This is a genomic window from Thermohalobaculum sediminis (assembly GCF_023487995.1).
GTDB lineage: Bacteria > Pseudomonadota > Alphaproteobacteria > Rhodobacterales > Rhodobacteraceae > Thermohalobaculum > Thermohalobaculum sediminis.
In genome coordinates this window covers 485,378-499,096 of the sequence record NZ_JAMFKN010000002.1, presented here as the reverse complement: position 1 = coordinate 499,096, position 13,719 = coordinate 485,378, and the positions used below count along the sequence as shown (strand labels likewise).

General features: G+C 69.2%; 14 protein-coding genes. 8 read left to right on the top strand and 6 right to left on the bottom strand.

Annotation, left to right across the window (positions count from 1 at the left end):
- The first annotated feature begins 13 nt into the window (after positions 1 to 13).
- A complete protein-coding gene (gene accD, locus M1105_RS06295) occupies positions 14 to 991 on the top strand; it encodes an acetyl-CoA carboxylase, carboxyltransferase subunit beta (RefSeq protein WP_249579491.1) in 978 nt (325 codons plus the stop codon).
- Between the two features lie 6 nt (positions 992 to 997).
- A complete protein-coding gene (locus M1105_RS06290) occupies positions 998 to 2,308 on the top strand; it encodes a bifunctional folylpolyglutamate synthase/dihydrofolate synthase (protein WP_249579490.1) in 1,311 nt (436 codons plus the stop codon).
- A gap of 7 nt (positions 2,309 to 2,315) precedes the next feature.
- On the opposite strand, the gene M1105_RS06285 is transcribed toward M1105_RS06290, so the two are convergent.
- The 3 genes from M1105_RS06285 to M1105_RS06275 all read right to left on the bottom strand — a co-directional run bounded on the left by M1105_RS06285 (position 2,316) and on the right by M1105_RS06275 (position 4,513).
- Positions 2,316 to 2,999, bottom strand: coding sequence for a DUF938 domain-containing protein (locus M1105_RS06285; protein ID WP_249579489.1), 684 nt, complete (start codon positions 2,997 to 2,999; stop codon positions 2,316 to 2,318).
- 31 nt (positions 3,000 to 3,030) lie between these two features.
- Positions 3,031 to 3,576 carry a translation initiation factor IF-3 gene (infC, locus tag M1105_RS06280; protein WP_319936774.1) on the bottom strand — a complete coding sequence of 182 codons (546 nt, stop codon included), beginning with the start codon at positions 3,574 to 3,576 and terminating at the stop codon, positions 3,031 to 3,033.
- 118 nt (positions 3,577 to 3,694) lie between these two features.
- The gene (locus tag M1105_RS06275; protein ID WP_249579487.1) at positions 3,695 to 4,513 is read right to left on the bottom strand and encodes an MBL fold metallo-hydrolase; all 819 of its coding nucleotides are present in this window, start codon (positions 4,511 to 4,513) and stop codon (positions 3,695 to 3,697) included.
- A gap of 195 nt (positions 4,514 to 4,708) precedes the next feature.
- Here M1105_RS06275 and M1105_RS06270 point away from each other — a divergent pair, with 195 nt between their 5' ends.
- Together M1105_RS06270 and M1105_RS06265 are read left to right on the top strand one after the other, a co-directional pair.
- Complete coding sequence (locus M1105_RS06270) at positions 4,709 to 5,512, top strand: DUF2189 domain-containing protein (protein ID WP_249579486.1); 804 nt, start codon at positions 4,709 to 4,711, stop codon at positions 5,510 to 5,512.
- A 65-nt stretch (positions 5,513 to 5,577) separates the two neighbouring features.
- Positions 5,578 to 6,090: a hypothetical protein gene (locus M1105_RS06265; protein WP_249579485.1), complete on the top strand. Its 513-nt coding sequence runs from the start codon at positions 5,578 to 5,580 to the stop codon at positions 6,088 to 6,090.
- A gap of 210 nt (positions 6,091 to 6,300) precedes the next feature.
- On the opposite strand, the gene thrS is transcribed toward M1105_RS06265, so the two are convergent.
- Together thrS and M1105_RS06255 are read right to left on the bottom strand one after the other, a co-directional pair.
- Complete coding sequence (gene thrS / locus M1105_RS06260; protein ID WP_249579484.1) at positions 6,301 to 8,289, bottom strand: threonine--tRNA ligase; 1,989 nt, start codon at positions 8,287 to 8,289, stop codon at positions 6,301 to 6,303.
- A gap of 128 nt (positions 8,290 to 8,417) precedes the next feature.
- Entirely contained in the window at positions 8,418 to 9,698 is a 1,281-nt protein-coding gene (locus M1105_RS06255) for a glycosyltransferase (RefSeq protein WP_249579483.1), read from the bottom strand.
- Here M1105_RS06255 and M1105_RS06250 point away from each other — a divergent pair.
- Complete coding sequence (locus M1105_RS06250; RefSeq protein WP_249579482.1) at positions 9,697 to 10,476, top strand: alpha/beta fold hydrolase; 780 nt, start codon at positions 9,697 to 9,699, stop codon at positions 10,474 to 10,476. The genes M1105_RS06255 and M1105_RS06250 overlap by 2 nt on opposite strands.
- Positions 10,477 to 10,544: 68 nt before the next feature.
- Positions 10,545 to 10,814: a DUF5908 family protein gene (locus tag M1105_RS06245; protein ID WP_249579481.1), complete on the top strand. Its 270-nt coding sequence runs from the start codon at positions 10,545 to 10,547 to the stop codon at positions 10,812 to 10,814.
- 11 nt (positions 10,815 to 10,825) lie between these two features.
- On the opposite strand, the gene M1105_RS06240 is transcribed toward M1105_RS06245, so the two are convergent.
- Positions 10,826 to 11,524, bottom strand: coding sequence for an SDR family oxidoreductase (locus M1105_RS06240; RefSeq protein ID WP_249579480.1), 699 nt, complete (start codon positions 11,522 to 11,524; stop codon positions 10,826 to 10,828).
- Positions 11,525 to 11,598: 74 nt separating this feature from the next.
- Here M1105_RS06240 and M1105_RS06235 point away from each other — a divergent pair, with 74 nt between their 5' ends.
- Both M1105_RS06235 and M1105_RS06230 read left to right on the top strand, forming a co-directional pair.
- Complete coding sequence (locus tag M1105_RS06235; RefSeq protein ID WP_249579479.1) at positions 11,599 to 12,294, top strand: SDR family NAD(P)-dependent oxidoreductase; 696 nt, start codon at positions 11,599 to 11,601, stop codon at positions 12,292 to 12,294.
- A gap of 168 nt (positions 12,295 to 12,462) precedes the next feature.
- Positions 12,463 to 13,707: a glycosyltransferase family 87 protein gene (locus tag M1105_RS06230; RefSeq protein WP_249579478.1), complete on the top strand. Its 1,245-nt coding sequence runs from the start codon at positions 12,463 to 12,465 to the stop codon at positions 13,705 to 13,707.
- Positions 13,708 to 13,719 lie beyond the last annotated feature (12 nt).

Here is a 13,719-nt window from a genome sequence, read left to right as displayed (position 1 = left end):
AGGGCGCGCGCGCATGAACTGGATCACCGACTACGTTCCGCCGAAGATCAAGTCGTTCTTCCAGCGGCGCGAGATGCCGGAGAACCTCTGGCACAAGTGCGACAGCTGCGGCCAGATGCTGTTCCACCGGGATCTGGCCGAGGCGCTGAACGTCTGCACCTCCTGCGGGCATCACATGGCGATCACGCCGCGGGATCGCTTCCGGGCCCTGTTCGACCATGGCGCCTTCGCCGAGATCGCGGTGCCCGAACCGCTGGCCGACCCGCTGCATTTCCGTGACGAGAAGCGCTACACCGACCGCATGAAGGACGCTCGCCGCAAGACCGGCGAGCACGAGGCGATGCTGGTCGCCAAGGGCAACATCTTCGGCCTTACCACGATCTGCGCCGGGCAGGACTTCAGCTTCATGGGCGGCTCGATGGGCATGCATGTGGGCAACGCCCTGCTGGCGGCCGCGGACGCGGCGGTGGCGGCGCGCGCCCCCCTCGTCGTCTTTACCGCCGCGGGCGGCGCGCGCATGCAGGAGGGGATCCTCAGCCTTATGCAGATGCCGCGCACCACCATCGCCGTGGCGCAGCTGCGCGATGCGGGGCTGCCTTTCGTCGTGGTGCTGACGAACCCGACCACGGGGGGCGTGACCGCCTCCTACGCCATGCTGGGCGACGTGCACATCGCCGAGCCGGACGCGCTGATCTGCTTCGCCGGCCCCCGGGTCATCGAGCAGACCATCCGAGAGACGCTGCCCGAGGGGTTCCAGCGCTCGGAATACCTGCTCGACCATGGCATGATCGACCGCGTGGTCAAGCGCGGCGAGATGCGCGAGGAGCTGGGCCGCATCCTGCGCCTGCTGATGGGTCTGCCGCCCGCGGTGCATGGCGAGCTGCCGCCGCCGCCTGCCGGGGGCAAGCCCGCCGCTGCCGCGGCGCAGGCCGGGACCAGCGGCCCGGCCGCTCCCGCGGGCGGCCCCGCGCCGAAGCCGGAGGCGCTCTGAGCCCGGATGCGCGACACGGTTCCCAGCGACGCCATCCTCGAGCGTCTGCTCTCGCTCCATCCCAAGGTCATCGACCTCACGCTCGACCGGGTCGAGCGCCTGCTCGCGCGTCTCGGGCATCCCGAGCGCGCCGTGCCCCCGGTCGTCCATGTCGCCGGCACGAACGGCAAGGGCTCGACCATCGCGATGATCCGCGCGGGGCTCGAGGCCGCAGGCGAGCGCGTGCATGTCTACACCTCGCCGCATCTCGCGCGCTTCCACGAGCGCATCCGGGTCGCCGGACGCCTGATCGAGGAACCGGCGCTTGCCGCGCTGCTTGAGGAGTGCGAGCAGGTGAACGGCGCCGAGCCGATCACATTCTTCGAGATCACCACCGCCGCGGCCTTCCTCGCCTTCGCCCGCGCCCCGGCCGACCGGCTGCTGCTGGAGGTGGGCCTCGGCGGTCGGCTCGATGCGACGAATGTGATCGCGCGCCCGGCTCTTACCGTCATCACCCCGGTCTCGATCGACCATCAGCAGTATCTGGGCGAGACGCTGGCGGAGATCGCGGGCGAGAAGGCCGGCATCCTCAAGCCCGGCGTGCCCTGTGTCGTGGGACCCCAGCCGGATGCCGCGCGCGCGGTGATCGAGGCACGGGCCGCCGCGGTCGGCGCGCCGCTGAGCATCCACGGCCAGGACTGGATGGCGCGGGCCGAGCGCGGGCGCCTGGTGTTCGAGGACGGCGCGGGCCTTCTCGACCTCGACCTCCCGAACCTGCCGGGGCCGCACCAGATCGACAACGCCGGCGCCGCGCTGGCCGCGCTGAGGCAGCTGGGCCATGACGAGGCGGCCTGCGCCGCCGCCGTGAGCCGTGCCGAATGGCCCGCCCGGATGCAGCGCCTCAAATCAGGGCCGCTGGTCGCGCGCCTGCCCGCAGGCGTCGAGCTCTGGCTCGACGGCGGCCACAACGCCTCGGCCGGCGAGGCCATCGCCGCGGTGCTCGACGCGATGGCCGCGAAGGGGTCGCCTCCCGTGCCGGTGCATCTCGTCGTCGGCATGATCGACACCAAGGCGGCCGAGGATTTCCTCCGTCCGCTGGCGGGGCGTGTCGGGCGGGTTGCCACCGTCACCATTCCCGCGACGCCGGCCGCGATCCCGGCCGGACGGCTGGCCGAGCGGGCGCGCAGCGCGGGCCATGACGCGATTGCGGCCGAATCTCTCCACGCCGCGCTCGACCATGTGCTCGCGGCGCATGACGGGACCACGGGGGCGCCCGCCCGCGTGCTGATCTGCGGCTCGCTCTACCTCGCGGGGCAGGTGCTGACGGAGAACGGCTGAGCGCAGATCACGCGCAAGCGAAAGCGACCAGCCGGTTGTTCGCCGGCATCGCGGTGACCACAGGCGCGCCAAGCCCCGCGGCGCGCGCGAGCGCTGCCACCTCGTCGAGATCGCGCACCCCCCATTCGGGGTTCTCGGCACGAAGGGCCGCGTCGAAGCGCGCATTGCCCTCGCCGGTGTGGCGGCCGCCCTCGGCGAAGGGGCCGTAGAGGATTAGCCTCCCGCCCGAGGCGAGGCTGCGCGCGGCGCCGGCCACGATCCCGTCGGCCACCGCCCAGGGGGCTATGTGGATCACGTTCATGGCGAAGACGGCCGCGAGCGGCCCGAGCGAGGTCACCTCTGGGTGCGCGGCCCAATCCTGCGCCGCGTCGAGGTCGAGCGGCGCCGCGAGGTTCAACGCCCCCGAGATTGTGCGCCACGCCGCGATGCTTGCGCGGTGTTCCGGCACCGGATCCGTCGGGACCCAAAGGAGCTCCGGGAACGCGGGCGCGAAATGTGCGGCATGCTGCCCGGTGCCCGAGCCGATCTCGAGCACCGCGCCGCCGCCGGGCGCCCCGCGCAGCAGCGGCGCAAGGGCCGCGCGAATCGGCCCGGCATTGCGCTCGAAACTGGGGGAAACGAGGCGGCCGTCGGGATGAGCGGCAACGGTCGACGGCGAGTATCGGCCGACATGCCGCGGCGGAGCCGTCATGCCGGCTCCGTGCTGCCCCGCGCGGAGCGGGTCAGCTCTTCGCCGCCGCGATGACCATGGTCATCTGCCGGCCTTCCAGCTTGGGGAAAGATTCGACCTTGCCGATGTCGGTCACATCCTCGGCGATCTTCTGGAGAAGGTCGCGCCCGATCTCCTGATGCGCCATCTCGCGGCCGCGGAATCGCAGCGTGATCTTGACCTTGTCGCCTTCGCCGAGGAACTTCTGCACCGAACGCATCTTCACCTCGTAGTCGTGGGTGTCGATGTTCGGGCGGAACTTCACTTCCTTGATCTCGATGATCTTCTGCTTCTTGCGGGCTTCGGCGGCCTTCTTCTGCTGTTCGTACTTGAACTTGCCGAAGTCCATGATCTTGCAGACGGGCGGGGTCGCGTTCGGCGAGATCTCGACCAGGTCGAGCCCGACTTCCTGCGCCATCTCGATCGCCCGCGACGGGCTGACGAGGCCGACATTGTTGCCTTCGTGGTCGATCAGGCGGATTTCGGGATTGCGGATCATGCGGTTGATGCGCGGACCCGTCTCGCGGGTCGGGGGCGCATTGTGCGGACGTCTGGCTATTGCTCACTCTCCTCGGCATCGTCGGCGCCGGCCGACAGCAAAGCCCGGCCACCCGGGTCGGGCGAGCCGCGCATTCGCGCGTTATACAACGCCGCGCCGGGCGCGGAAAGGCCGTGCGTCAGTCGAAGAAGCCCCAGGCGATGTTCGATGGCACCATGACCGTGGGCTCGGCCGGCAGTGTGTCGAGCGACACGGTGAGCGAGGGCCCGCCGATCTGGCGGATCGCGAACTCGTCCGACATGCCATCGAGGAAGATCCGCAGGCTCGCGCCGCCGAAGGCGTGCATCGGCAGGACGACGCGGGCCTTGAGGCGCTTGAGCACCTCGATCATGCCGGGCAGGTCCAGCGTGTAGGTCCCGTCCACCGGCGCCATCACCACGTCGAGCTGGCCCAGCATGGCATAGTGCGACTCGTCGAGACGGTGGTGCAGATGCCCCAGATGCCCGATGCAGATGTTCGCCACCTCGAAGACGAAGATCGAGTTGCCGTCGCGCCCGCGCTCGCCCCAGCCGCGGATATCGGTTGTGACGTTGCGGATCACGACGTCGCCTTCCTCGACCAGATGCTCGGCCGGGCCGTCGCCGAGCGGGTCCCAGCCGCGCAGCACGTGGCGGATCGCGGGGCTGGGATAATCCGTGAAATGCGTCTCGTGCGCCTGGTTCATGGTCACGACGTCGGGGGGCGGGCCGTCGCCGTGGCGGCCGAAATAGTCGGTCGCGATGACCACGTCGCCGGCGGTGTCGATGCGGTAGGTGGAATGCCCGATATAGGTGATCGTCACCTCCTCGGCCGCGGCGGCAACCGGGCCGAGGCTGGCCACCCGCACCCCGGGCACGCCCTCGACGAAGGCATGGCAGATCGAGGCGAGCGCGGCGGCGGGCACGAGGGCGGCTGCGGCCGCGATGGCGGCGGCGAGGAACCTTGGGACGACGGTCATGCGCGTGTCTCCTGCGACGGTGCGGGGCAGGGGTTCAGACCAGAACATAGCACGCGCTTCCGCGAGACCAGCACCGCTGGCGCCGATGTGACCGGATTGCGGGCGGCCCCGCCCCGCGGCTATCCTGATACAGAGCGCAGGCGCAGTCCGGCACGGAGCCGCGGGCCGACGCCGCGCCGCTGGGGAGGACGGGACATGGCGGCGAGCGGAGCACTCGACCGGGACCGGGGGCCGTGGCGCGAGGCGCGGGGGGTTCCCCCGGTGCGGCGCGCGAGCCCCGACGATCTTAGGGCCGCGCTGGCGGCCGGCTGGGCGGATTTCCGCGCCGCACCCTGGCTGGGCATCATGGTCGGCGCAATCTACGCGCTGGGCGGCTGGCTGCTGATCGCGGTGATCGAGGCGCGCGACTACCGCGGCCTCACCTTCCCCGTCATCGCGGGCTTCGCGCTGGTCGGGCCGTTCTTCGCGACCATCCTCTACGAGATCTCGCGCCGGCGCGAATACGGGCTGCCGTTCCGGGTCTCGGACGCGGCCGCGATGGTGCGCGCCACCGCCCGGCGGCAGATCATGTTCCTGGGCTTCGTGCTGATGTTCTGGCTGGCGGTCTGGAGCCGGATCGGTGTGATGCTGTTCGCGCTGCATTTCAGCGCCCAGCCCGACCGCTTCGTCGAGTTGATGGGGCAGTTCCTGACCACCTCGCACGGCATCAGCTTCCTGATCGTGGGCCACGCTTTCGGCGCCTTTTTCGCGGCGGTGGCTTTCGCGATCTCGGTGGTGGCCTTCCCGTTTCTGCTGGACCGCGACGCCGACGTGATCACGGCGATTGTGACGAGCTTCAAGACGGTGCTGGCAAGCCCGGTCGTGATGCTGGGCTGGGGGGTGTTCATCGGGGCCGTGCTGGCGGCGGCATCGCTGCCGGGCTTCCTCGGGCTGATCGTCGCGCTGCCGGTGCTGGGACATGCGAGCTGGCATCTCTACCGGCGGCTGGTCGAGGACTGAGCGGTCCTGCTGCGAACGGCGCGGTGGATTTCACGCTTGCAGGCGACATCAGGCGGAGGGTTTCATTGATCTTCTCAACACGCATCCGGGCTCGCAGCGCTGCATTGCAGCCGGGTGGTTTGCTGGTCGTCCTGCTGGCCGCCCTTTGCCTTGGCGCGGCCGCGCCCGGCAATGCCGCGTCGGACCTTGCGGAGGCGAGGCTCGCAGAGGCCAGCGCCGACTGCGAGGGCCTAGATGGCGGCGTCTTCTCGACCGACGGGGCCGCCATCACCGAAGTCGATCTCACGGGGGACGCCATCCCGGATGAGATCATCGACGAGGGCACGTTCCGCTGCTCGTCGGCCGCGTCGCTCTGGTGCGGCACGGGTGGTTGCGGGCTGACGGTGATCGCCGAGGGCACGGCGACGCAGCTTCTGGTCAAGGACTGGCGCGTCATCGACTGGCACGACCGCAAGATCCTTCTGACGGCCGTGCATGGCCATGAATGTGGCGGCAGCAACCTGCGCTGGTGCTACGAGGCGCTGGTCTGGTCCGAGGGAGCGCTGCGGAGCGTGAGCCCGTTCCGGCGGGGCGAGTAAGGGCGCGTTCGGGTGAGGGTCGTGTGCCCGCACCCACGAATCTCGGGTTGGGATAAACGTATGGTGCCGCCGGGAATGCCCCGCACGTGCCTCGGGGTCGGGGCCGGCCTCAAGGGCGAGTCCGATCTAGCGAGGCCCCGGGTCAAGCCCGGGACCCGGCCCACTCGCAGCGGCCGAGGGCGCCCTCGACGAACGGACAGAGTGCCCTGATCAGGCCCCGATTCCGTCGTCCGCGACGCGTCTCAGATCCGGCGCCGCCGCCTCGGCCGCGATGGCCGCGATGGCCTCGGCCAGCCCCATCACCTTCTGCCCCTGCTCGCCGAGGCGGCGGAGCGAGACGGTCTCGGCCTCGACCTCCTGCCGGCCGAGGGCGAGGATGACGGGGACGCCGGCGACCGAGTGTTCGCGGACCTTGTAGTTGATCTTCTCGTTGCGGGTGTCGGTCTCGACCCTGAGCCCCTTGGCGCGCAGATCGCGTGCCACGCGCTCGGCATAGCCGTCGGCGTCGGACACGATGGTCGCGACCACCACCTGCACGGGGGCGAGCCACAGCGGGAAACGGCCGGCGCAGTTCTCGATGACGATGCCCAAGAACCGCTCGAAGCTGCCCAGGATGGCGCGGTGCATCATCACGGGCCGCTTCTTCTCGCCATCGGCGTCCACGTACTCGGCATCGAGCCGCTGGGGCAGGTTGAAGTCGGCCTGCAGCGTGCCGCACTGCCATTCGCGGCCGATCGCGTCGGTCAGCTTGAAATCGAGCTTCGGCCCGTAGAACGCGCCCTCGCCGGGATCGACCTTGTAATCGTTGGTGACCTTGCGCACCGCGGCCTCGAGCGCCGCCTCCGCCTTGTCCCAGATCTCGTCACTGCCCACGCGCTGCTCGGGGCGGGTCGAGAACTTGATGTCGAAGCGCTCGAAGCCGAGATCGGCATAGATCGAGCCGAGGAGCTCGATGAAGCGCGCCGTCTCGTCCTCGATCTGGTCCTCGGTGCAGAAGATGTGCGCGTCGTCCTGCGTGAAGCCGCGCACCCGCATCAGGCCATGCATCGAGCCTGAGGGCTCGTAGCGGTGGCACGAGCCGAACTCGGCAAGGCGCAGGGGCAGATCGCGATACGACCGCAGCGAGTGGTTGTAGACCTGCACATGGCAGGGGCAGTTCATCGGCTTCAGCGCATTGATGCGCTTCTCCTTCGCGTGCTCCTCCTCGACGTAGGCCAGGAACATGTTCTCGCGATACTTGTCCCAGTGGCCCGAGGCCTCCCACAGCTTGCGGTCGACGACCTGGGGGGTCTTGATCTCCTTGTAGCCCGCGGCGGTGAGGCGGCGGCGCATGTAGTCCTCGAGCACGCGGTAGACCGCCCAGCCGTTGGGGTGCCAGAACACCATGCCCGGCGCTTCCTCCTGCAAATGGAACAGGTCCATCTGCTTGCCGATGCGGCGGTGATCGCGGCGCTGCGCCTCCTCGAGCATCTTCAGGTAGGCGTCGAGATCGGCCTTGCTGCGGAAGGCCGTGCCATAGATGCGCTGGAGCTGCTTGCGGCTGGAATCGCCGCGCCAGTAGGCGCCCGCGACCGACATCAGCTTGAAGGCGTCGGCCGGCACCTGCCCGGTGTGGACGAGGTGGGGCCCGCGGCAGAGGTCCTGCCAGTGCCCGTGCCAGTACATGCGGATCGGCTGGCCCTCGGGGATCGCCTCGACCAGCTCGACCTTGAAGGGCTCGCCCGTGCGCTCGTAATGGGCGATGGCGTCGGCGCGGGTCCAGACCTCGGTGCGCACGGGATCGCGCGCCTCGATGATCTGGCGCATCCGCTTCTCGATGGCGGCGAGATCGTCCTCGGTGAACGGCTCGTCGCGGTCGAAGTCGTAGTAGAAGCCGTTCTCGATCACCGGGCCGATGGTGACGCGCGTCGCGGGCCACAGCTCCTGCACCGCGCGGGCCATGATGTGGGCGCAGTCGTGGCGGATCAGCTCGAGCGCGTCCGCCTCGTCCTTCGCGGTGACGATGGCGAGCGCGGCATCATGCTCGATCGGCCGCGACAGGTCCGCGAGCGCGCCGTCGATGCGGCAGGCAAGCGCAGCCTTCCCCAGCGATTTCGAGATGTCGGCCGCGACCTGCGAGCCCGTCACGCCGGTGCCGTATGTCCGGGTCGCCCCGTCCGGCAGCGTGATCGTGATGCGGGCCTCGGCGAGATCGCTCATCGGTCTTCCCCGTGATGGGTGGGCGGACCCCAGCGGAGGGGTCCCGGAAATCGCGCGCACAATCGTTTAGGGGGGCCGAGGAAGTCAAGCGCCGGGGGCTGGCGCCCGGTGTCGCGGCCCGGCGGGCGTCACGCCTCGCTGAACAGCCGCCCAGTCGCGCGTTCGTAGACGCTCAGTGTCGCGCGGCGCATCGCGGCGATGGTGAAGCGGGCATGGATGCGCGCCTTGGCCTGCATGCCCATATGCGCGCGCGCCGAGGGGTCGAGCGCCAGCGCCGCGTCGATTGCCGCCGCCAGCGCCGCCGCGTCGCCGGGGGGGTAGAGCCAGCCGGTCTCGCCATGCACCACAGTCTCGCGCGCGCCGCCATGGTCGGTGGCGATCACGGGGCGGCTCATCGCCTGCGCCTCGACCGCGACGCGGCCGAAGGCTTCGGGCTCGATCGAGGCCGAAACGACGACCGAGGCGAGCTTCATCGCCGCCGCCATGTCCGAGGTGGCGCCGGTCAGATAGACGAAATCGCCGACGCCGCATTTCTCGATCCGGCGGCGCAGCTTGACCTCGAAGCCCGAGCCACCGTCGTCGCCGACGATCAGCACGAGGAAATCGGCTATGCCGTGGCGCTCATGAAGGATGGCGGCGGCGTCGATCACCGTCTCGGCCCCCTTCCAGCGCGTGAGCCGCCCCGGCAGCATGACGATGGGCCGCGTGTCGTCCAGAAGCCCCCAGGCGTCGGCGAGCGAGGCCGCGCGCTCGTTCGAGACCATGTCCTCGGAGAATACCGCCGTATCCGCCCCGCGCGGGATCACCACGATGTCGGCGGGATCGACATGGTGGCGCGCGATCACGAGGTCGCGGATGAACTCCGAGATCGCGATCACCGGACGGCCCTTCGCCATGACCGAGTTGTAGAAGCGCTTTAGCGGAAAGCCCTCGCTGTAGGCGCCGTGATAGGTCGTGACGAAGGGAACGCGGCAGCGTTCCGCCGCCCATCTCGCCGACCATGCGGGCGCGCGCGAGCGGGCGTGCACGAGGTCGATCCCCTCGGCCCGGATCAGGCGCTCGAGCACGCCCGCATTCTGCCAGATGTTGAGCGGGTTCTTGGTGGCGGCGTTCATCACCACGATCTCGGCGCCCGCGCGCAGGGCCTTCTGCGCGAGCTGGCCGCCTTCGGTCGCGATGATCGCCCGCCCGCCCGCCTGCACGATGGCCTCGGCGATCTCGACGGTGCCGCGCTCGACCCCACCGATGCCGAGGCGGGGGACGACCTGCAGGATCGTGAGCGGGTGCGGATGGTGCGTCGGCCCTTTTCGGGCGCCGGCCTCGGCCGGGATGGCGGCCCCTGTCGCGTGCGGGCGCTCGCGTGTAGTGTCCCCGGCAGTGCTGCCGACGATGGAGGACGACGCGGACATGAACGCTCCGGACCTGCTCGAGATCTCACCAGACCGAAGGCTCGCTTATCACAGGACCGCGGCCCGAGGCGACGGCAAAGCGGCGCCGGGCGTGGTTTTCCTTGGCGGCTTCCGGTCGGACATGACGGGGACCAAGGCGGTTTGGCTCGAGGACTGGGCGCGCGAGCGTGGCCGGGCCTTCCTGCGCTTCGACTATCGCGGGCATGGGGCAAGCTCGGGCGGGTTCCTTGACGGCGCGATCGGCGACTGGGCGGACGATGCGGCCGAGGCGGTGACCCGACTGACGGAAGGCCCGCAGATCCTGGTGGGCTCGTCGATGGGCGGCTGGATCGCGCTCCTGCTCGCCCGGCGGATGCCGGGGCGGGTGGCGGCGCTGGTCGGGATCGCCGCGGCGCCGGACTTCACCGAGGACTCGATGTGGGCGGGCTTCGACACGGAGGCGCGCGCGGCGCTGCTGCGTGACGGCCGGGTGGAACTGCCCTCGGATTATTCGGACGAGCCCTATGTCATCACCCGCCGGCTGATCGAGGAGGGGCGGAACAACCTCGTGCTGCGCGACCCCCTGCCGCTGCCCTTCCCGGTGCGGCTGCTGCAGGGCACCGCCGACACCGACGTGCCGCCCGAGGTGGCGCTGCGACTGCTCGGCCACGTCGATTGCCCGGACGCGCGGCTCACGCTGGTCAAGGGGGCGGATCACCGCTTCTCGGGCCCGCGCGAACTGGCGATCCTTGGTGCGACGCTCGACGAGGTGACGGGCGCGATCTCGCAAGGGTTGTGACGATTGCCACTGGCATCGCGCACTGCGTGCGCGCAAACTGTCTCTCGCGTCAGCACCGGGAGGCGGAGATGCCGATCGAGATCAAGGAACTCATCATTAGGGCCGAGGTCAACGACCGTGCAGCGGGGACCGGGCCGGCCGATCGCCCCGGGCAGGGGCCGGACAGGTTCGACTTCATCGAGATCGGAATCCTCGTGGCCGACGAGGGTCCCGACGGCGTCACGGTGACCGGCCCGAGCCTCGGCGGGTGGCAGCCGCCCGGCATCGAGGGCGAGCCCCCGATCGAGGTGCCGGCCGCGCCCGAGGCGGCGTTCCTGTTCGCCGACGACTGTGGCTGAGCGGCCGCGGATCAATACGGGATCGGCGTGCCGCGGTAGTCCTCGAACACGCCTGTCGTGTCGAGGTCGAGCGTCTCGAAGCGCGCGAGAAGCCCCGCGGCCGAGGTCGCAGCGTCGAGCTCGGCGCCCGTGCCGCCCATGTCGGTGCGCACCCAGCCGGGATGGTAGGCGCCGACCGCGATTCCCCGCGGGCCGAGATCGGTGGCGAGGTTGCGCGCAAGGTTCGTGGCCGCCGCCTTCGAGGCGCGATAGATGTAGCTGCCGCCCGGCGCCTTGGCGCTTGAGGCCATCACCGACGAGATGATGGCGATTTTCGGGTTCGGCGCGCGCTCGAGATGCGGCAGGAACGCGCGAACGGTGAAGAACACGCCCGCCACGTTGGTCATCATCGTCTCGGCCCAGGCGTCGGCGGTGTAGCCGGGCGCCTCGATCCCGCCGCGGGCGCGGTAGACGCCGGCATTGCACACGACGACGTCGATCGCGCCCTGCTCGGCCAACGCGGCGGCGGCGAGGCTCGCGGGGTCCGTCACATCGGCCGCGCGGATCGCGATCGCACCCGGCGCGGCGCCTCGTGCCGCCGCGGCGAGGTCCGCCGCCGAGCCGGGGTCGCGGACGCAGGCGATCACGCGGTCGCCGCGCCCCGCGGCCGCGCGGACCATCGCGAGCCCGATTCCTCGGCTCGCGCCGGTGATCAGCAGTGTTCTTTGCATCGCCGCCTCCCTAGAGTCGGACCAGTCTATGGCGCGGGATGGCGCCGCGCCAACCGTCACGGGGAGGTCGAGCAATGCGGCAGGCGTATCGTCATGCCCTGATCGTGGGCGTTGGAACCGGGCTCTCGGCCTCCTTGGCGCGGGCCTTCGCGGGACGTGGCATGAAGGTGACCCTGACGGCGCGGGGCGCGGGCAAGCTCGCGGCGCTGGCGGCCGAGCTTGGCGCGACGGCCCATGCCTGCGACGCGGCCGATGCCGCCTCGGTCGCCGCGCTGTTCGCGGCGCTGGATGCGGGGGGCGAGCCGGACGTGGTGGTCTACAACCCCTCGGCGCGGCTGCGCGGGCCGATCGCCTCGCTCGATCCCGCGGCGGTGGCTCACGCGGTGACGGTCACCGCGCTCGGCGCCTTCTACGTCGCGCGCGAGGCGGTGATCCGGATGGAGCCCGAGAGGCGCGGCGCCGTGCTTTTCACCGGCGCCTCGGCGGGCGTGAAGGGCTATGCGCAGTCGGCGCCATTCGCGATGGGCAAGTTCGCGCTGAGGGGACTGGCGCAGTCGATGGCGCGTGAGCTGCATCCCAAGGGCATCCACATCGGCCATTTCGTGATCGACGGCGCGATCCGAAATCCGGGCCGCGAGGAACCGGCGGACGCGCCCGACTCGATGCTGGACCCCGACGCGATCGCGGCGAGCTATTGCGATTTCCTCGACCAGGACCGAAGCTGCTGGGCGTGGGAGGTCGAATTGAGGCCTTGGGTCGAGCGGTTCTGAAGGTTTTGCGGGCAGATGCCGCGACACACTCCGTTCGTGCGCCGGGCAATGCATCACGGTATGAGTTCGGTTCCGCGCCGAACGAGCGCGGTATTGTGGTTATCCGTGAGATCACTCACGCATCATGGTGTGTGACTGGAATTCGTAAGAATATTTCTTGGATATTATATGAGCACTACAATAAAAATTGCAAAAATATCCATTTTGACGCTCTCTTTTTTGGCGTGGATGACCATATTTTCTGTGGTGATCTTGAAGAATATCGAACTGCTCGCGCTTCGGCCGGAAGCTGCGACGACAGATGTCGATATTTCGACCTTCTGGTCGGCGGCTGTGTTCGCGTGGAACGGCGCACACTTGGCGGCCTTCGATCTCGATGCCATGCGCGCGCTTCAGGCGAATGCCAGCACGGGCGGCGCGTTCGTCTATCCCTGGCTGTACCCCCCTGCGGTGATGTTGATCCTGATGCCGCTCGGCGCCCTGAGTTTCATCAATGCCTGGATTGCGCTGGTGATAGGCTCGCTTCTTGTCCTTCGCGCCGCGCTTCGAAAATTCAGCCACCCATACGAAACGCTCAGTTTCTTGGTGCTCTTTTCTCCGGCGACATTGTATTGCGGACTCCGCGGCCAATTGACGATGCTGCTCGCGGCGGCACTCCTGATGGGGTTCGCGAACCTCATTCGCGGCCGCGAACTGCGCTCGGCGGCATGGATGTCGCTCGTGACGCTGAAACCTCAGATCTGTCTGGTTCTCCCGGTGGCGCTTGCGGTCTCGCGATCATGGTCGCTCATGGCGTTTGGTCTTGCCTTCATCCTCGTTCTGTCCGTCGTGCCGCTACTGATCCTTGGCCTTGGATATTGGGCGGAGTGGCTCAATGCGCTTGAGGCGCAGGCCGCATGGCTAGAGAGCGTGAAAGCGCAGCAAGATGGTTTTTTTACCCCCGAGGCATTTTCAATGTATTCGATGACTTGGGAGGCATTCTTCGTGAATCTCGGGCTCGAGCAGCTTGCAGGTCGGCTGCAATGGGTGTTCGGGTTGCTGATGCTCTCGGCGATGACGGCGGTCTGGGCGGCGAAGGGCTCTTCGCCCGAACTGCGTGCATCGGCCCTTTTGTTCTCGATGATCGGCGCTTCGCCTTACGCGTGGAGTTACGAGGTGTTGTTCCCGCTCCTTGGGGCGCTTGTCCTCGTGCAGGTCACCTGGACGGCCAGGGGACGGCCCCGGTACGGTTGCTGGATGGCGGGCATGTCCGCAGCGCTGTTCCTCGCGGTCTGGTTCGGGCCGTTGGTGAGGTTGGGGGAGCAACCGATTTCTGTGGCAATGATGCCACTCTGTCTTGCCGGACTGACGCTCGCCCTCATCCTGAGCCGAACGAGCGCCTGCGCCGACGGCGAATCCGCGAGGCAACCCTAGGCCGCTCAGTGT